Genomic DNA, 19,242 nt, shown 5'->3' on the forward strand with positions numbered 1-19,242 from the left:
ATATCACCTCTTATTCATCTGTTTATTTTTACATATTAAAAATGCTCTTCATTAAACCAGAAAACATATTTGTAAAATGGAACATTTGGTATTCTTCCTGTAATTCCTTTAGTTGCTTTTTAATTATATAATAGTTTTTACATATATATGGAAGCATAGTTGATTTAGCGTCTATATCATGTTTGAAAGAAATTTTTATAGCTGTTTGCAGTATTTCAAGGAAGATACTCAATATATCATTATAGTTGCCTAGGATGTGCATACGGTTAATATCTGACATAACACTATTTATACTTTGATAATCTACAGGTACAGAATAACTTAAGCATAAAAGAATCATATCAATATAATAAATATTATTGTATTTTTCGCACATGTAATTTACATTTTCTTTAACATCATTAGGAGTTGCATTTTTGGGATGTTCCTGGTGTACACTGATAATATCATGTGAAAGCTTAAATTCACCCCCTGTCTTATAAAGTCTTATACCTAGGTCGTAATCTTCAAAGCCGTATCTTACAATGTTTTCATCAAAGGAGCCTACCTCTATAACTTGCTTTCTATCTACGGAAGCATTATTTGTAATAAAAAATCTCCAAGGTAAATTGTAGCCCTTTAAGTCTTCACCGAATATTGCCATGGTTTCTTTTAAAGAAGTAATAAAGTCCATATCTAGATCAAAAGCTAGATTTAAGAAGCTTCCATCCTTAATCTGCTGCTCAGTGATGAGCTTGTATTTATCCTTTAGCCAGTAGTCTGTTTCTAAGTTGTATTTATATATATGTCTCGAAAAGTTATACATTTCATAAGAGGCAAAAACTTTATAGAAATAACTGTAAATTCTTAGCCAGGGTAATCCGCAGACTACAATGTTTTCTTTATGATGTGCTTCAATGTGCCTTCTTACAAAATCTTTTGCAGCAATCATATCACTGTCATGAAAAATCAGTATATCTCCTGAAGCTTCTAGTATTCCCTTGTTTCTACCTCGAGCAATGCCCCTGTTTTCATTTATGTGTATCCTTTTAAGTGCAAAATCCGCTTCAAAGTTTGACAGCATTGTTTCTGTATCATCAGAAGAACCATTATCGATTACAATTACCTCAAAATCTTCATGGGGATAGTCTTGGTATTTAAGGGATACTAAATTCAAGTATAATCTTTCACTTGAATTATAGGAAGGTATAATAATGCTTGCTTTCATATTTAATTCACTCTCCATCTGCAGTATTATTCAAGTTTTACATTGCCTTTAGTCATATCTTCTTCCGTGGCAAAGCCGTTGAAGGTTGGTTCTATTGTTTCTATTGAAGAAATAATATTTATAATAATATACCTATAAATTAGATATATTAAGGGAAGGTCTATTCCTTCAGGTTCATATATTTGTATTATTTCATTCTTACTTATTATTCTAAAACCGCTAAAATGATAGCATATAAGCTCTGACTCATCAATAAACCACTTTTCGTTTAATAGATAAAATCTGTGTTTAGCATAATTCCAGTGACCTATATTTACTCCTGGAGTTATGATATCGCAAACATTGTGAAATAATGAGGACATGAAATCCAAGTATTTTTGGTCTCCAAAACTTCCGATTTGTGCATTGTCACTACATTTTTCAATACATTTGTCCTTCCACCATTTTAAACATTGCAAGCCCATGGTGTCATTTTTAAAGCTTATAAACCCAGAGTTATATTTCCCAGTTAAATCCTGAATAAAACTAGTGAATTCAGGGGTAAAGGCTGGTACAAAAACCTCGGCGTTAGATAGTAAAATTGAACAGTGAGGTTGATTTTTAAATATTATACTAGGGTCACTGAAAAAAAATAAATCCGAATCCACATAAGTTATTCTTTCTAATGAAGGGTATTTGGTCAATAAGCTCTCTATAAAGATAGGCTTTAAAGTCCAGCAGAATTCGTTTAATTTACGCCTTTGCCTTAAGGATTGTAAACCTTCATCTTGCAAATCTTTTATATGAGTTATTATGATGTTCTTTAAATTCATTCTATACAAAAGGTTGTAAGTCTCTTCATCCATACAAAGTACAAACATTGGATGATCATCATCCATAACTTCATATAAAGATATGAATAGAGCTATAGCTTGGTATAATCGTCCCTTTGATAAAATTGTACAAAACCCGCTAATCATCTATATCAACCTCACTTTTTATTTAAAGTATTTTTCAAGAATTCTTTAAAAACTCTTTATACCAATCTATAGTTTTTCTTAGTCCTTCATCAATGGTGTAGCAAGGCTTCCAACCTAAAATCTCCCTTGCTTTTTTTGCAGATAGATATTGATGCTTTATTTCGTTACTTCCTTCATTTAGCACTAAAGGTTCTAAACTGCTATCCATAGCTATTAATATTTTTTCTACTAGGTCTAAAACTGTTAACTGTATTTCATTACTGAAGTTAAAGGCCTCCCCAGCTAGATTCATAGCTTCTAGTTTTTCTGCTAAAAGTAAATAAGCATTAGATGCATCCTCTACATAAAAATAGTCACGTATAAAAGTTCCGTCACTGCGAATTATAGGTCTCTTATTATTAATAACACTTCTAATAGTCTGTGGAATGATTCTATTAAAATTTAAATCTCCTCCACCATATAAGTTTCCGCATCTTGTTATACACACGGGAAGCTTATAAGTATGAAAATATGACTGTGCTATTAAATCAGTACAGCTTTTTGAAACATCATAGGGGTGAGTTCCTTTAAGGGGCATATCTTCATCATAGGGAAGAGTTATTTGATCACCATAAGCTTTATCACTTGAGGCAATGACAACTCTCTTAACTAATGGACTTTTTCTGCAACATTCTAGTATATTACAGGTGCCTAATATATTAGCTTTAAAGGTTGACATAGGATTCCTGTTTGCTACACCTACAATAGCCTGTGCTGCCAAGTGAAATACAGTATCAATTTCATATTCACCTAGTGCTCTTTCTATAAGATCATAATCCTCTAGAGAACCCTGCACAATATTCATTTTTTTATAATGATCTCCAACATAAAGGTTTGATTTTGGTATAGTGTCTCTGACTAATCCAGTTACATTTGCCCCAAGCTCAACTAATTTTTTTGACATATAACTTCCTAAAAAACCAGTACAACCAGTAATAAAAACATTTCTTTCCTTCCAAAATGACGTCATGTATCTCACCATACCTTCCATAAATAGTTTCCTTGTTTCCACATTTCATTTACTTCTAAGATATCCTTTGCGGTATCCATTGCAGTCCAAAATCCTTCATGTATATATACAGCTAGCTCCTGATCCTTTGCCAAATTAATTAATGGCTGCTGTTCTAATACACAGCTTGTATCATCAGTTAAATAATTAAACACACCAGGATTCATTATGAAGAAACCACCGTTTATAAGTTCCTTAGTTTGCTTTTTCTCTTCAAAGGATTTAGCAATACCGTCATTAACTGTAAGGGTACCATATTGACTTTTTTTATAGATGCCTGTTACTGTAGCAATAGTACCTTTACTTTTATGAAAATCTAAAAGCTTTGATAAATTTATATCTGATAGTCCATCTCCATAGGTCAACATAAAAGTTTCGTCACCAATATAGGGCTGAGCTAATTTTAATCTTCCGCCAGTCATTGTATCTATACCTGTATCGAGAAAGGTTATTTTCCATTTTTCAGACTTTTCTAATAGCTCAATACCATTTGAATGATCATCTATTTTAAAACTATGGTTTTTCCATTCATAGTTCAGAAAATATTCTTTTATCTTTTCACCCTTGTAGCCCAATAGTAGAATGAAGTCATCAAAACCATAATGTTTATACAATTTCATTATATGCCATAGCATGGGTTTTTCTCCTACTTCTACCAGTGGCTTGGGAATATCTTTTGTTAATTCGTTCATTCTCGTACTTTTTCCACCACATAGAATAACAACCTTCATATTAATTCCTCCAACTTAAATTAATCTATTAGTTATAAAACACACATATAATATAATATATGTCGAAGAAAGTGCTTTTGCTACATAATCTGAGATATATTGTTAAAAGGAAAGCTATTGAAAATAACATAATTTAATTTTTTATTGTCCTTTTCCTAAATTAAGTGTGAGTAAATAAAAAAAAGAGCTTCAATAGCTCACAGCCATCACTGTTATACCGAGTTTATTTTATTCAGAATTTCTTTATCTAGTTTTGATTTTACATAACCGCAGTTGAAAGTATCATCATACAGCACTGTAATTATTAAAGTAGTTCGTTTATCTATGAAGGTACATTGTTGTATGCTAATTACAAACTTGTCTATTATGAATTCATTAACTGCACTTTCTATTTCACTTATATCATTTCCGTTGAATATTTTAATTTTCAATGTACTCACCTTCACCTTCTATAATAACGTTAACATATTTTATAAGAATCTTATTTTAAGACATTGCTAACATATTATATGACAAAACAATGTATTATGTTATAGGTTTATTGAAAAGAGAAAAGGGGTTTTGTTTATATATGATAATTACAATAAATATTTTAATATGTAAAAATTATTAAAAGAAATTAGATAATTTCGTATCATTTTGTATAAAAATTAACAATATTGATAAATATAATTGATTTTTTAATAATTTTAAAAATAGCGATATAAATACAAAATTTGTGTAGTATTGACAAAATATAAATATAAAACTATATTTATCCTTGGGTGAAAGATTTTTTAGAGTGCGGGGGTTAAATATGAAAAAAGTAAAAAGAAGTTTATTATTAATATTAATGAGTTTATTATTGATTCCAACAGTATTAATTGGATGCAGCTCTAAGCCCAAAATAGGTCCTGATGAGACTGCACAAATTTTATTTGATTTTTATATAAAGGGAGATCAAAGTGGCTTATCAAAAATTTCTATAAATAAAGATATGGCCGATGAAACAAAAAAGATTCAAAAGGATGCTACTATTAAAAAGATAAAAGATCAATTTAAAGCTGGAGGATTAACAATTAAGGATGATCAAGTTGAAGAATTATATAAAGTTCGTTCTGAAGCTTTAAAAGGATTATCTGCTACTGCAGAGGTTGTTTCTAAAACTGATACTACTGCAGAGGTAAAATTAAAATCAAAATATATTGATGAAGTTGCTCTAGATGAAAAGGCTGCTGACGACGCAGTTAAACAGGTTGAAAAATTGCAACTTAAAGATGAAAAAGATGCTTTAAATAAACTAACAGAGCAATATATTAAGAATCTAGTAGAAGCATATAAAAATGTAAAACCAGCAGAAGGCACTAAAGAAAAAACCTTCAAATTTAAAGTACAGGAAAAGATTTGGCTGGCAGAAGATATGAAAGAATTTGGTGCAGGAATTGCTGCTATAGCTATAGGATTATAGTTTAAATTAGATAATATAAAAGAAGAAATATTAAATTCACCCGGGTTTTCTTAAAAAATAAACTCATCACTTAAGGTGGTGAGTTTATTTTTTTATAAAGTAAGATGCAGCTAGTTATGGTAAAGTTATCTTGTACTGATATAATAATATTATCTTATATACTTTGGAGGAATTATGTGGAATAAAAAGTTGCTTACTTTTCTTAGGTATTATACCCTTCTTCTAATTATTGCAGGTATCATATTAAAAAATGAAAATATAAATAGTGTCATGATAATATTCATATTTATTTTTATCATAAACAATCAGCTTAGATTTTTTTCTTTGGAAAAGAACTACCAAAAGATCATATCTTTTGGCATAGAATTAATATTTATTACTATAAGCTATAAGTGGATTGGTGGGTACCTCATCATCTATCTAATTTTATCAGCTATAGATAGCAATATATTATTTGATAGGTTTATGCAGAGCTTTTTTAATATAGTGATAGCTTTTATAGGAGTGTATCTTTCTTATAATGAAAGTTTAGAGTTTAAATTTGTTACCTTAGGGATCTTAGGAGTTATTATAGCTATATTATATTTTATAAAGGATGAGAATGACAAAAAACTTCAAGCTCAAGAGCTCTATGATAAACTTAGGATTTCAGAGGAAAAGTTAGTAAAGGCAAACAGGGATTTGGAGGTTTATGCTAGCTCCATAGAAGAACTTACATTGTTAAGGGAAAGAAATAGAATATCAAGAGAAATACATGATAGTGTTGGACATGCTCTTTCCGCCATAGTAATCCAGCTAGGGGCTATTGAAAGAACCTTAGGAAAAAGTCCTGAAGTCACAAAAGAATTGACTAGGGAGCTAAAAAAATTTGCACAGAACAGTCTTAAGGATATCAGGAGTGCTGTTAGAGAAATAAAACCTAAGGAATTTGAAGAATTTGAAGGAATACTGATAATTGAGGAGCTTATAAATAGCTTTAAGAAACTAACAGGGATGGATGTAAGATTAGCCTTTACCAAGGAAAAGTGGCCTTTAAATTCTGATCAGGCCTTTGTAATATATAGAATAATTCAAGAGTTTTTAGCTAATAGCTTAAGACATGGTAAAGCTACTTCCATTCAAATATTTATGGCCTTCACTGAATACAAATTAGTAGTTACCTTAAAGGATAATGGGGTAGGAGCAAAAGGTTTAGTAGAGGGCATGGGGCTTAAGAGTATGAGAGAAAGGGTCACTGAAATAGGTGGTATTTTTGAGTACAACACTAAATTGGAACAGGGTTTTTTAGTAAAGCTAGAGCTAGATAAAAAAGAAAAGCTTAAGATTCATTCGCAGGGGGATAATAATGGAGAAAATAAAGATCATATTAGTTGATGATGACAAATTAGTAAGAACAGGTCTTAAAATCATGCTTGAAACCTTTGAGGACATTGAAATTATAGATGTAGCAGCTAACGGAGAAGAGGCTTTAAGAGCCTGCAGAAAAAATGAACCAGATGTGATACTCATGGATATAAGAATGCCTAAGTGCGATGGGGTACTTGGAACAAAGCTTATTAAGGAGGAGTTTAGTAAAATTAAGGTTTTAATATTAACCACCTTTAATGATGTGGAATATATTCATGAAGCTTTAAAATGCGGAGCTTCAGGGTATCTCCTAAAGGATAGTGACTGTGAGCTCATCTATGAGGGAATAAAGAGCTCCTTTAAAGGAAATGTGGTAGTTAATCCTGAAGTAGCTTCTAAGATAATCAGTGAAAATATAAAATATAATAATAAGAATAATCTAGAGGAAGTAAAAAGTAATTATAGTTTAAATGATAAAGAGATAAGCATAATTAAAGAGATAGCTAATGGTTTATCCAACAAGGAAATAGGAGAAAAGCTTTATCTATCAGAGGGAACTATAAAAAATAACATAAGCAATATATTAAGTAAGCTTTCTCTTAGAGATAGAACTCAGCTTACTATATTCGCCTTTAAAAACAATATAGCAGATTAATGTATATTCAAAAAATAACTAGTGACTTAAGTAACTTTGGTAGTTACTCTTAGGACTAGCAATACCCCCAGAATTTTTCTACAATGTAATTAGAAGAATTTAGGGGGTATTTTTTATGGCTAGTGTAATTGTAAAAAATGTTACTAAGAGATTTGATGATAAATTGGTTTTAGATAATATATCTTTTGAAATAAAGAAAGGGGATATCTTTGGACTCATAGGACCCAATGGGGCAGGTAAGTCAACTCTAATAAATATAATCACAGGATTGCTTAAAGCCAATAGTGGAGAGGCTTCTATTGGAGGATACTCCATCTCAAAAGAGCCATTGAAAGCCAAAGGATTACTGGGATTAGTGCCACAGGAATTGGCACTTATGGAGGAACTATCTGCTTATGACAATCTTGAATACTTTGGAGCTTTCTATGGCCTCGGTGGGAAGCTATTAAAGGAAAGAATTGAAGAAGCTCTTCAGGTTACAGGGTTAAGTGATAGAAAAAAGGAAAAGATAAAAAAATTCTCTGGAGGAATGAAGAGAAGATTAAACTTAGCCGTAGCTATAATGCATAGACCTAAGGTGCTTATACTTGATGAGCCTACTGTAGGAGTTGATCCACAATCGAGAAACTATATTTTTGAGTTTATAAAGAAGATCAACAAAGAAAATAATACTACCATTATATATACTTCACATTATATGGAAGAAGTTGAACAGCTATGCAACAGCATATTCATATTAGATTTAGGTAAGGAGATTGCCTCAGGTTCTAAATCAACAATTAAAGCTATGGCTAGCATTCATGGCACAATTAAGCTTAGTTTAGAAGATGTTAATGAAGAATTCATCCTTAGAATAAAAGAATTGCCAGGGGTTAAGGATTGTTTTATAAAAGAGGGGATAGTTTCTATATTTATAGATGAAGAGAAGTTTAATTTAGAAAAGCTGATGCTCCTATCCATTGATAAAAAGAAGAAAATAAAGAGTTTTGCTGTAGAAGAAGCCTCCTTAGAGGAAGTTTTCCTTTCGCTTACAGGGAAGAAGCTTAGAGATTAGGAGGGATAACAATGAGAATAAAAGCAACTATAAAAGTTACCTTTAAAGCAATGAGAGCTCAGTGGAAGCAGTTATTGCTAGTATATGCTATATTTCCATTGCTATTATCCTTAGTTATGGGATATTTCCAAAAGGATACTTTTAGACCAGAAGTAAGCTTAGACAAGATTAATCTTACTATTGTAGATGAAGATAAGAGCAAAAGCTCCCAAGGTTTTAAGGAATTATTTCAGGCTGAAGGTATAAAAGACTTATTTAATATATCTGAAAAAGGAGATTATGTAATTACCATACCCAAAGGATATGAAGATAATTTAATTAACCTTAAGGATATGGACATAAAGGTAGATGAAAAGAAGCGAGTGTCTAGGACTAATGAAGCTATAGTAAGAATAATTATAAATCAATATGGTGAAAGCTTAACAGAATCTTTGATAATTTCAAATAAAATAAATGAAATGACTCTAAAGGATAAGGAAAAATTATTTAATGAAGTAACTAATAGCATAAATAGCTTAGGGGCTAAGAGTGCTTTAAAAACTAATATAATACAAGGGGAACGAACCTTATCTTCTTTTGAAAATCAGGCTGCATCCATGATGAGCTATATGCTTTTCATGATGATCATGGGTTGTGTTGGGGGATATCATTTAGATAAGGAAAATGGGAGCTTTAAAAGATTAATGTCTACTCCTATTACTAAGGAAACTTTCTTTAATTTAGATTTATTAATATTCTTTCTTTCAAGCTTTATATATGGACTTATATATGTGGCAACCTTTAGGATAGCAGGGTTAGCCTTTAAAGGTACAAACCCTATGAATATAATAGCTATATTAGCAGCTCAAAGCCTTTTAGTGACCTCTTTGGCTGGCTTGATGATTGCCTTCTTAGGAAAACAAAATTCTAATATTATAATCATATTATCTATGTACTTTGAAATTATATTTGGTGGGGCATTTATTCCTATAAAGGATATAACTAATAAAGTTTTTGCCCTTTTAACAAGATTTGCTCCAGGTAATGTGCTTACTCAGGCTTATAAGAACTGTATACTTTTTAACTCCTTTCAAAGTATAATCAAATATTTGTCTATTATGATTTTAATCTCTATAGGTGCCTATGCTATAAGTATTTTAAAAGTAAAGATTAAATGGGAGGAATAAGTATGAAGTTTATTAGAATGATATTGATAAATTGCAAAAAATATTTTAAGGATTATAAGAATATTGCGATTATGTTTATCCTTCCTATAGTCTGTGTAGCTATGGCAAATTTTGTTACCGGAGATATTAAAAAAGGATTAAATATAAAGGTGGCTGTGGTAAATTTAGACAAAGGTAATTTAGGAGCAGGATTAATAGAGGATTTAGAGGTAAATAGTGTTTATTATAATAAAGAGAAGGCTCTAGAAGAGGTGAAAAACTATAGCATAATAGCTCTATATGAAATTCCTGAGAGTTTTACTGAGGAGATAAATAAAAATGTAAAGCCCAGAATTAATGCATATAAGCTTGAAGAAGGAAACAGTACGCAAATATTTGAAGCACAAATAGAGCAAAAGTTAAATGAACTCTTAAAGGTTAATCTTTTAAAAAGCAATAGTATAATAAAGGATGAGAAAGAAATAGATAAGAATATTATTAAGCTTCAATATAACTTAAAACAGGGATTAATGACTTCAGAGGGCTTTACGCCTATAATATTAATAATGTTTTTCTTAGTTAGCTTTTCTTCAAATATTACCGTAGATTTATTAAAATTAAGAAAAGAAAAAATACTAGAGAGATTTCTATCTACAAATAATAAAGGCTATGAGATAATGGGAAGTATTTATCTTTCCATGCTCCTTGTACAAGTAGTTATGTATACAGCTTCATTCCTAGTCATGAAAATATTTTTTAAGTTTCAATTTGAGAATTTTGGTATATTGGTTTTAAATATTTCATTAATGAGCATGGTATCTATAAGCTTAGGAGTTATGATCAGCAGAATGTTCAAAGATCAGGGAGTGGCTACTATAGTTATAACCTTAATATCTATGATTATGTTTTTCTTATATGTAGGAGGCATGGCAGGAGAAACCTCCAGTAAAGTACCAGGAATAATAGTCACCTTAAGTAAATTTACACCCTTTTATTGGGCTATGGGCAGTATAGAAAATTCCATCTTATTTCCTAATGTGCTTGTATTAATACTCATAGCATTGGTTTTCTTTAGTGCTGGTAGCATTAGATACTCAAGCTTTGCTAAAAAACTATAAAACTTTTTAGAATAAAAGACCCGCAATTTTGCTGGTCTTTTTATGATGTCTTATGTTAAGGCATCTCAAAAAATAACTAGTCAGTCTGCTCGTCTATTTTGCATCTTTGATTAGTTATTTTTTACGATGTCTAACTCTATAAAAATACTAGAGTTAAACTGCTTCTTAAATTATAATAAGCTATATACGTATATATTTATGAGGTGCAAAATGAATAAAACTATTGGGATATTAGCTCATGTGGATGCAGGGAAGACCACATTTTCTGAGCAAGTACTTTATCATACAAGAAGTATTAAAAATAGAGGAAGAGTAGATCACAAAAACTCTTTTTTAGATAATCACAATATAGAGAAAGAAAGAGGAATAACGGTATTTTCAGAACAAGCTATTTTTGATTATAATACTTCTACTTATTATTTAGTAGATACTCCAGGACACGTAGATTTTTCTACGGAGATGGAGAGAGCCATTCAAGTCATGGACTATGCTATTCTCATAATAAGCGCAGTAGAAGGAGTCCAAGGTCACACAGAAACCCTATGGAATCTTCTTAGAAAATATCATATTCCAACCTTTTTCTTTATAAATAAAATTGATAGAATTGGTGCTGATGAAGAAAGGGTCTTTAAAGAAATTAAATTGAATTTAACTAAAGAGGCTTGTTTTATTAAGGATTCTTTTAGTAGAGAGGAAATGAAAGAGGAACTTATAGAATTTGTTGCAGAGCAAGATGAGGTTCTCTTTGAAAAATACTTAGAACAGGGCTATGAAAAAGATTTATGGTTGAAGGCTATGACAGAGTTGATTAAAGAAAATAAAATATTTCCTTGTCTTAGTGGTTCAGCTTTACAAGATATTGGTATAGAGGAGTTTTTAGAAATATTAGAACTATTAACCTATACAGAATATAGTGATAAAAAAGAGTTTAGAGGGAGAGTATATAAAATACGTCATGATGCTTCAGGAAACAGAATCACTTATATAAAGGCTCTTAGTGGTACTCTAAGAGTCAGGGAAGAGATAGAAATAGGAAATAATGAAAATAGAATCTATGAAAAGGTCAGCCAGATTAGAATATATAATGGAGATAAATTCAAAACTGTAGATAAGGTTTCTGCCGGTGAGATTTTTGCTGTTACAGGATTGAGTAATGTTACAATAGGGCAGGGAGTGGGAATCTTAAAGGAAAAGGCTAACTACGAAATGGTTCCGACGCTAAAATCAAAAGTCATATTTGAAAATAGTATAAATGTAAAAGATGTTCTGAAATATTTTAAGATTTTAGAAGCAGAAGACCCAGCACTGAACATAATTTGGCATGAATCTCTTCAAGAAATACAAGTTCATATCATGGGAATCATTCAGTTAGAAATTCTCAAGCAATTGGTAGCAGAGAGATTTAATTTACAGGTGGAGTTTGGTCCTTGTGAAATTCTTTATAAAGAAACTATTATAGATTCGGTAGAGGGTTATGGACATTTTGAGCCTCTAGGACATTATGCAGAGGTGCATCTTAAATTAGAGCCAGGAGAAAGAAATAGCGGCATCACTTTTGAGAGCTTATGCCATACGGATCATTTGACCTTAGGAAGTCAAAATTTGGTTCGCACTCATATTTTTGAAAAAGAGCATCATGGCATTCTAACAGGCTCTAGCATTACCGACTTAAAGATTACTCTATTAAATGGAAGAGCACATAATAAGCATACCAGTGGAGGAGATTTTAGAGAGGCCACCTTCAGAGCTTTAAGACAAGGGCTGGAAAAGGCTAAAAATATACTTTTGGAGCCTTATTATAGTTTTAAAATAGAAGCAGAACTAGAGTATATGGGCAAAATCATATCAGACATACAAAGGCTAAAAGGAGCTTTTAATGCTCCAGAGACCTTTGAGAATAAAGTTATTATAACAGGAAGAGGACCTGTAGCTAATTTTATGGATTATAGTATGGAATTTGTTTCAACTACAAAAGGAAGAGGAAAAATTAATTTTATCTTTGATGGTTATGATGCATGTCATAATGAGGAGGAAGTTATTAAAAGAATAGGCTACGATAAGAATGCGGATATAAGTTACACTTCTACTTCCATCTTCTGCTCAAAGGGTCAATCCTTTTTAGTAAAGGGAGAAGAAGCGGAGCTGCATATGCATTGTTTGAAGTAAGCAGTGTGTGAGAGTTATAAGGAGTGGAGGTGAAAAGATGAATTTAAAGGAATTAGAACAGATAATTTTCAAACCTTCTTCTATGTTTATGAGGAAAGAAGGAGAAAAAATATTAAAGAGAGGATTAGTTTTTAATGTAAGTGGTAAAAAAGTAGATAATACTTATCACATTTATGGAAGAGTTAAAATGCCTATAGGGGAATCAGAATTTAGAACCCATCTAACCGTTGATATGGTAAATAAAAAATTAGCAGCGGTAAGCTGTAATTGTGACAACTTTAATGAACTTTCTATACATAAGAATCTATTTCTTTGTGAGCATATAACAGCTACGGCATATAATTTTTTAAATTTGTATGAAGAAAGAATTAGGAATTCTAATGAGGATACAAATAAAAAGCTTAGGGAAAGAAAAGAAAAAGTACAATTAGAACTGGATATAAAGATTATCAGCAGGTCTTGGAAAGATTTTATTAATTATGAGTTTGAGTTTAGGTTAGGAAAAGAACATAAGCATTTGATTAAAGATTTGAAAAGTTTTATAAATAGTATAGAAAAAAAGGAAACTGTATTTTTTAATGAACAATTTAGTTATAATCCTAAAGAGAACTTTATTAAAGCTGAGGATATGAGAGTAATTGATTATATTAAAGAATATATTAAAAATGAAAAAGATATTTATAATGTAACTAGGAGTCTAGTTATTCCTTCAAAGGATTTAAGAGGGCTTTTAGAGTGTATGGGAGAGAGAAAAGTTAATTTTAAGTATAATGATATAGAGTATAAAACATCTATTCATATAAAGGATTTGGCTCTTAGCTTTACTTTAAAAGATAAAAATGATGAAATTGCATTAATAACCTATAAAAAATTGCCTCAGCCTTTGAATGATTGTAAGAGTGTATACTTTTTTAACAATATAATTTACTTACCCAGTGATAAGCAAGTAGAAAACTACGGAAAGCTATATGAAAAGTTTAAATATAACAATGAAGTGCTATACCCTAGAACTCCAGAAGTTTACAAAAAAATTCTTTCTATGATAACTACTATTTCAAATAACATTACTATTTCTGATGAATTGAAAAGTTTCATATGCCCTTCATTAACCATGGAAATTTTAATTTTTAAAGAAAATTCTAAGATTTATGGTGATGTATATGTTATTTACAATAATAAAAAAATTAATATATTAGAACATTCTATCACTAGCCAATTACCAGAGAGAGACTATAATAGGGAAGAAAAGCTTATTATGAAGCTAGAAACTTATAGATTTATTAGAAAAAGTGATAAGTTTATATTTATCGGAGAGGACGAGGATCTATTCAATGTTCTAAATAGCAGTTCAGGTGGGATAAGGTCTTTGGGAAAGGTTATATTAGGTAAGGGTATTAAAGATATAAAAATATATAATTCCCATTCCATAGAGATAGATATATATGAAGAAATGGGATATTTTAAAATGAATTATAGCATTGGTGACCTAGATCTTAGGGAACTAAATAGCGCCTTTGAAAGCTTTAGGTCTAAGGAGAAATTTTACAAGACTAAGGATAATAGCTTTATTGATTTAGAGGATCAGGGGATAAAAAACCTGTTTAATTTAATAGAAATGATGAATATTAAAGAAGGTATAGAAGACACTCATATAAATATAGAAAAAAATAAAGCTTTATTCATGGTGGAAACTTTAAAAAATTCAGGACTTAATAAAAGCATTGATGATTTATTAGAGGGCATTGAACAAAAGCTAAAAGATATAAATAACGAAGAAATAATGTTACCTAAAGGTTTAAAGGTAACCCTTAGAGAATATCAAGTTAGGGCATTTAAGTGGTTTAAGAATTTAAGTGCTTTAGGCTTTGGTGGGATACTAGCTGATGAAATGGGTCTTGGGAAAACCGTTGAAACCATAGCTTTTATTGCATCGGAGAAAGAATCAAAATCTTTAATAATTACTCCTACTTCCTTAATTTATAACTGGCAAGAGGAAATAGCAAAGTTTGCTCCTGAATTAAAGGTAGGAATTCTACATGGTGATAAATCAAAGCAAAAGTTAATAATAAACAATTTAAAAGAATATGATATACTCTTAACTACTTATGGTACCTTGAAAAATAATGTAGAGGAATATAAGCACATTGAGTTTGATTATTGTATTATAGATGAAGCTCAGAATATAAAAAATTCCATGGCTCAAATTACAAGGTTAGTTAAAGAGATTAAGGCAAAGATTAAATTTGCGTTGACGGGAACTCCCATGGAAAATAATTTAACAGAGCTGTGGTCTATATTTGATTTTATAATGCCTGGATACTTATATTCCAAGGAGATATTTTTTAATAAGTTTGTTTATAATGGAGGTAGAGATTTAGAGAACCTTAAATTATTAATAAAGCCTTTTATTTTAAGAAGAACAAAAAAAGAGGTTATAGAAGACCTACCCGATAAAATAGAAAAAAAGATCTTTGTTGAAATGACTACAGCTCAAAAAGCCTTATATGCGGCTTATATGAAGGCTGTAAGAGATCAAATAAAAAATAAGCTTAAGGGCAAAATAGAGGTTTTTTCTTATCTTACAAAGCTTAGACAGATATGTTTAGATCCCTCTTTGATATATGAAGAGTATAGCGGTGGAAGTGGAAAGCTTAAAGTTGCTCTGGAACTTGTTGAAAATCAAATAGAAGTTAATGGAAAGGTACTGCTATTTTCACAATTTACTTCTGCATTAAAAAAGATAGGTAAGGCTTTAGAGCAAAAGAATATAGAATATTTCTATTTAGATGGGGCTACAGATTCAAAAGAAAGAATTAGATTAGTTAATGAATTTAATAGTGGAAATAAGGTAAAGGTATTTTTAATTTCATTGAAGGCTGGGGGTACTGGACTTAATCTAACCTCTGCTAATTTAGTAGTTCATTTTGATCCTTGGTGGAATCCGGCCGTAGAAAATCAGGCTACAGATAGAGCACATAGAATTGGACAAAGGAATGTGGTGGAGGTAATAAAGCTTATTGCGAGAGGAACTATAGAAGAGAAGATTGTATCCTTACAGGAAAACAAAAAAGAACTGATTGATAGTATTATTACTGGGGAACTAAAATATAGTAATACTTTAAATAGATTAACAAGAGAAGAACTATTAGAACTTTTTTATAGATAATGATAAATTTTATGATAAGATATATGTAAGTAATTTATTAGGAGGACAAGAAGATGCCTGCATTAAAATTTAAAGGAATAGAAGTAGAGAAGCTTCGTTTTGCAAGTAAAGAGTTAATAGATGAATTAGAGCAGTTATTACAATGCCCAAGAAGCTATTTTACCTTAGAAGTAATCCAGTCAATATTTGTAAGGGATGGTGAATTGGTAAAAGGAAGCCCTGTGGTTGAAGTAGCTTGGTTTGATAGGGGTCAAGAAACTCAGGATGAGGCAGCAAAAGTTATAACAAAGCATGTTAATGCCATGGGTTATAAAGAAGTAGATGTAATATTTATGAATTTGGAAAAAAATAAATATTACGAAAATGGGGAGCACTTTTAGAGATGCCTTAATACATATTAGTATGCCCTTCAGCTAAAGTAGAGAGCTTAAAGTTAAGAAACCTTTAAGCCTTAAATTTAACTGAAGGGCACTTTTTTATATTATTTACTTTAACTTAAAAGTGTGCAATAATAGAAAGTTGTAAAAAGAAGTTTTATGATGTTATTTGTAAACATACAAAATAATTTAACATAGTGAGGCGTAGATATGAAGATAGGATTTGATCATGAAAAGTATTTAGAAGAGCAGTCAAAATACATTTTAGAAAGGGTTAACAACTATGACAAGCTGTATCTAGAGTTTGGTGGTAAGCTGTTATTTGACCTTCATGCCAAAAGAGTTTTACCCGGCTTTGATGAAAATGCAAAAATCAAACTACTGCATAAACTTAAAGAAAAAGTTGAAATAGTTATTTGTGTTTATTCAGGAGATATAGAAAGAAATAAGATAAGAGGTGATTTTGGCATTACTTATGATATGGATGTCTTAAGGCTTATTGATGATTTAAGAGCTTATGAGCTTGAAGTAAACAGTGTGGTTATTACTAGATATGAAGGACAACCAGCTACCACTGTTTTTATAAATAAGCTTCAAAATAGAGGTATAAAAGTATATACTCATAAAGCTACCAAAGGATATCCTACAGATGTAGATACAATAGTAAGCGACGAAGGCTATGGAGCTAACCCTTATATTGAAACTACAAAACCTATTGTAGTGGTTACAGCACCAGGACCAGGAAGTGGTAAGCTAGCTACTTGCCTTAGTCAGCTTTATCATGAGTATAGAAGAGGAAAAGTGGCAGGATATTCAAAATTTGAAACCTTCCCTGTATGGAATGTTCCATTAAAGCACCCTTTAAACATAGCTTATGAAGCGGCTACTGTTGACCTTAAGGATGTGAATATGATTGATTCCTTCCATCTGGATGCTTATAATAAGATGTCCGTAAACTATAACCGTGATATCGAAATGTTCCCTGTGCTTAAAAGGATTATTGAAAAAATAACAGGAACAGAATCCATTTATAAATCTCCTACAGATATGGGCGTTAATAGAGTAGGATTTGGTATTATAGATGATGAAGTTATAAAAGAGGCATCTAAACAAGAAATAATAAGAAGGTATTTTAAGACTAGCTGTGAATATAAAAAAGGTTATGTCGACAATGATACTTTCCAAAGAATTAAGCTTATTATGGAGGAACTTAACTTAAAGCAACAAGATAGAAGCGTGGTTACACCTGCAAGAGAGCATTCTGCTAAATTAAAGCAATTGAGTAATAAAAATGAGGCTTGTCCAGCTGTAGCCCTAGAGCTTCATGATGGCACAATACTTACTGGTAAGAGTTCAAATGTAATGAATGCTACTGCTGCTGTAGTTTTAAATGCCATTAAGTATTTTGCTAATATATCTGATGAAATTCATCTTATTTCTCCAGTTATTCTTGAGCCCATCATAAATCTGAAGTTAAAAACCTTAGGTAGTAAAAGTACGGCTTTAGATTGTGAAGAAATATTGATTGCGCTAAGTATATGCGCTGCTACAAATCCTACTGCTCAAGTTGCTTTAGAAAAACTAGTAATGCTAAAAGGATGCCAAGCTCACTCAACTACGATTTTAAGCAGAAGTGATGAGCAAACCTTCAGAAAGCTTGGTATAGATATAACCTGTGATCCAGAATATCCAACAGAAAGCCTTTATTATAATATATAAAAAAAGCGACCTTCGTCGCTTTTTTCTTATACTATTGCTTTTCTTTAATCTTCTTTTTAATCTTTGCAATTTCTTCAGTTAAATAATCTTTATTAACTTGCAGCTCAACTTTTAAAACCTTCTCTTCTGCTTTTTTAACATTTGTTTCAGTCATATCAACCCAGGCATCTGATACTGCATTTACAGCTTCTAAATAATCAGGAGTCCATATATGTGTTTTTGCTAATCTAGATAATTCTGAATAAAAATAGCTTCTATCATCAGGCTTTAGATTAATTTCGCTGAATTTTCTCATAGCATAATCATAAATCTTACCGCTATTTGTTTTAACCATGTCCTCAATAAGAGAGTTTGCTTCTTTAACCTCACGGGTAAATACATCACCTTTTATGGCATTCAATTTTTTTAAATAGGAGTTTTTTTTCTTTCCTTCCGGTAATTCTATTACAGTATTATAAGCTAAATTATAGCTATAGTAACTTTTTCTTAGTACGGCGTTTTCCACCATTAGAGTAGTATTGCTCTTTACATTATAAGCTAAAAATAGACATATGATAAAAGAAATTAAAAAGCTGATAACCAGCATCTTTTCAATATTAAACTTTAATTTAAACTTTTTCATACTATTCCCCCAAATGACTTTGAATTTATATTTTCAAGAAATTATCTATCATACATTATTATTCATAATATCACAAAGTGTAAGATTTTTAAAGGAATACTTTACTTTTAATAAGGAATAGGATTTAAACTCCCCTAAAGCTATTTATACTTGCTTTCCATGTTTGACTTATAGATAAACATTACGTAAACTTAATTTATACTTGTTCCCAAATGCCAATTTTCACGGCATTTTGAGGCATGTATAAATTTAGTTGAAGTTGTTTATCTTATAGATAAACATTACGTAAACTTGATTTATAGTTAAAGCAAAATCCGAATATGGAGATTTATGAAGTAATCCTTCCCTTTCGGTCAGTTTTGTCAGTTAAACTTCAGTAAAGCCATTTAAACCTCATTTACATCCTTTGACTTAAATGAGTTATCATGGTATTATTTCCATGAGATTGGAAAGACCTATTGTTGGGCGAATTATATGTCCA

16 protein-coding genes are annotated in these 19,242 nt (G+C 30.7%); 10 read left to right on the plus strand and 6 right to left on the minus strand.

Annotated elements, in window-relative coordinates; translation table 11 throughout:
• Positions 1–28: 28 nt before the first annotated feature.
• From BN2665_RS09895 to BN2665_RS09915, 5 genes are all read right to left on the minus strand, one after another.
• Entirely contained in the window at positions 29–1,207 is a 1,179-nt protein-coding gene (locus BN2665_RS09895; RefSeq protein ID WP_055666942.1) for a glycosyltransferase family 2 protein, read from the minus strand.
• Between the two features lie 26 nt (positions 1,208–1,233).
• On the minus strand, positions 1,234–2,166 hold the full coding sequence (locus BN2665_RS09900; protein ID WP_055666943.1) for a putative nucleotide-diphospho-sugar transferase: 933 nt from the start codon (positions 2,164–2,166) through the stop codon (positions 1,234–1,236).
• Between the two features lie 34 nt (positions 2,167–2,200).
• Entirely contained in the window at positions 2,201–3,196 is a 996-nt protein-coding gene (locus tag BN2665_RS09905) for a GDP-mannose 4,6-dehydratase (RefSeq protein ID WP_207643686.1), read from the minus strand.
• Positions 3,181–3,945, minus strand: a complete 765-nt coding sequence (locus BN2665_RS09910) for a glucose-1-phosphate cytidylyltransferase (protein WP_055666944.1) — start codon at positions 3,943–3,945, stop codon at positions 3,181–3,183. Before BN2665_RS09910 ends, BN2665_RS09905 begins: the two co-directional genes overlap by 16 nt.
• Before the next feature lie 212 nt (positions 3,946–4,157).
• On the minus strand, positions 4,158–4,385 hold the full coding sequence (locus tag BN2665_RS09915; protein WP_055666945.1) for a hypothetical protein: 228 nt from the start codon (positions 4,383–4,385) through the stop codon (positions 4,158–4,160).
• A gap of 356 nt (positions 4,386–4,741) precedes the next feature.
• On the opposite strand from BN2665_RS09915, the gene BN2665_RS09920 reads away from it, so the two are divergent.
• The 10 genes from BN2665_RS09920 (at position 4,742) to BN2665_RS09965 (ending at position 18,139) form a co-directional block, all read left to right on the plus strand.
• Positions 4,742–5,392: a BAR domain-containing protein gene (locus BN2665_RS09920; protein WP_055666946.1), complete on the plus strand. Its 651-nt coding sequence runs from the start codon at positions 4,742–4,744 to the stop codon at positions 5,390–5,392.
• A 174-nt stretch (positions 5,393–5,566) separates the two neighbouring features.
• Positions 5,567–6,766, plus strand: a complete 1,200-nt coding sequence (locus BN2665_RS09925) for a sensor histidine kinase (RefSeq protein WP_055666947.1) — start codon at positions 5,567–5,569, stop codon at positions 6,764–6,766.
• Positions 6,738–7,394: a response regulator transcription factor gene (locus tag BN2665_RS09930; protein WP_055666948.1), complete on the plus strand. Its 657-nt coding sequence runs from the start codon at positions 6,738–6,740 to the stop codon at positions 7,392–7,394. Before BN2665_RS09925 ends, BN2665_RS09930 begins: the two co-directional genes overlap by 29 nt.
• Before the next feature lie 115 nt (positions 7,395–7,509).
• The gene (locus BN2665_RS09935) at positions 7,510–8,448 is read left to right on the plus strand and encodes an ABC transporter ATP-binding protein (RefSeq protein ID WP_055666949.1); all 939 of its coding nucleotides are present in this window, start codon (positions 7,510–7,512) and stop codon (positions 8,446–8,448) included.
• A gap of 11 nt (positions 8,449–8,459) precedes the next feature.
• Positions 8,460–9,614 carry an ABC transporter permease gene (locus BN2665_RS09940; protein ID WP_055666950.1) on the plus strand — a complete coding sequence of 385 codons (1,155 nt, stop codon included), beginning with the start codon at positions 8,460–8,462 and terminating at the stop codon, positions 9,612–9,614.
• 2 nt (positions 9,615–9,616) lie between these two features.
• Entirely contained in the window at positions 9,617–10,711 is a 1,095-nt protein-coding gene (locus tag BN2665_RS09945) for an ABC transporter permease (protein ID WP_055666951.1), read from the plus strand.
• A gap of 210 nt (positions 10,712–10,921) precedes the next feature.
• Entirely contained in the window at positions 10,922–12,877 is a 1,956-nt protein-coding gene (locus BN2665_RS09950) for a GTP-binding protein (protein ID WP_055666952.1), read from the plus strand.
• A gap of 37 nt (positions 12,878–12,914) precedes the next feature.
• Entirely contained in the window at positions 12,915–16,043 is a 3,129-nt protein-coding gene (locus BN2665_RS09955; protein WP_074042265.1) for a DEAD/DEAH box helicase, read from the plus strand.
• A gap of 53 nt (positions 16,044–16,096) precedes the next feature.
• A complete protein-coding gene (locus BN2665_RS09960) occupies positions 16,097–16,423 on the plus strand; it encodes a DUF1904 domain-containing protein (protein WP_055666953.1) in 327 nt (108 codons plus the stop codon).
• Positions 16,424–16,630: 207 nt separating this feature from the next.
• On the plus strand, positions 16,631–18,139 hold the full coding sequence (locus BN2665_RS09965; RefSeq protein WP_055666954.1) for a DUF1846 domain-containing protein: 1,509 nt from the start codon (positions 16,631–16,633) through the stop codon (positions 18,137–18,139).
• A 31-nt stretch (positions 18,140–18,170) separates the two neighbouring features.
• Here the strand turns inward: BN2665_RS09965 and BN2665_RS09970 are convergent, their stop codons facing one another.
• Entirely contained in the window at positions 18,171–18,761 is a 591-nt protein-coding gene (locus BN2665_RS09970; RefSeq protein WP_055666955.1) for a hypothetical protein, read from the minus strand.
• Positions 18,762–19,242: the final 481 nt, after the last annotated feature.

Origin of the sequence: Desnuesiella massiliensis (assembly GCF_001403615.1) — a bacterium.
GTDB classification, from domain to species: Bacteria; Bacillota; Clostridia; order Clostridiales; family Clostridiaceae; genus Desnuesiella; species Desnuesiella massiliensis.

Excerpts from the sequence above, each read along its gene's own strand:
- BN2665_RS09895 (WP_055666942.1), bottom strand. The coding sequence starts at position 1,207 with ATGAAAGCAAGCATTATTATACCTTCCTATAATTCAAGTGAAAGATTA.
- BN2665_RS09900 (WP_055666943.1), bottom strand. The coding sequence starts at position 2,166 with ATGATTAGCGGGTTTTGTACAATTTTATCAAAGGGACGATTATACCAA.
- BN2665_RS09905 (WP_207643686.1), bottom strand. The coding sequence starts at position 3,196 with ATGGAAGGTATGGTGAGATACATGACGTCATTTTGGAAGGAAAGAAAT.
- BN2665_RS09910 (WP_055666944.1), bottom strand. The coding sequence starts at position 3,945 with ATGAAGGTTGTTATTCTATGTGGTGGAAAAAGTACGAGAATGAACGAA.
- BN2665_RS09920 (WP_055666946.1), top strand. The coding sequence starts at position 4,742 with ATGAAAAAAGTAAAAAGAAGTTTATTATTAATATTAATGAGTTTATTA.
- BN2665_RS09925 (WP_055666947.1), top strand. The coding sequence starts at position 5,567 with ATGTGGAATAAAAAGTTGCTTACTTTTCTTAGGTATTATACCCTTCTT.
- BN2665_RS09930 (WP_055666948.1), top strand. The coding sequence starts at position 6,738 with ATGGAGAAAATAAAGATCATATTAGTTGATGATGACAAATTAGTAAGA.
- BN2665_RS09935 (WP_055666949.1), top strand. The coding sequence starts at position 7,510 with ATGGCTAGTGTAATTGTAAAAAATGTTACTAAGAGATTTGATGATAAA.
- BN2665_RS09940 (WP_055666950.1), top strand. The coding sequence starts at position 8,460 with ATGAGAATAAAAGCAACTATAAAAGTTACCTTTAAAGCAATGAGAGCT.
- BN2665_RS09945 (WP_055666951.1), top strand. The coding sequence starts at position 9,617 with ATGAAGTTTATTAGAATGATATTGATAAATTGCAAAAAATATTTTAAG.
- BN2665_RS09950 (WP_055666952.1), top strand. The coding sequence starts at position 10,922 with ATGAATAAAACTATTGGGATATTAGCTCATGTGGATGCAGGGAAGACC.
- BN2665_RS09955 (WP_074042265.1), top strand. The coding sequence starts at position 12,915 with ATGAATTTAAAGGAATTAGAACAGATAATTTTCAAACCTTCTTCTATG.
- BN2665_RS09960 (WP_055666953.1), top strand. The coding sequence starts at position 16,097 with ATGCCTGCATTAAAATTTAAAGGAATAGAAGTAGAGAAGCTTCGTTTT.
- BN2665_RS09965 (WP_055666954.1), top strand. The coding sequence starts at position 16,631 with ATGAAGATAGGATTTGATCATGAAAAGTATTTAGAAGAGCAGTCAAAA.
- BN2665_RS09970 (WP_055666955.1), bottom strand. The coding sequence starts at position 18,761 with ATGAAAAAGTTTAAATTAAAGTTTAATATTGAAAAGATGCTGGTTATC.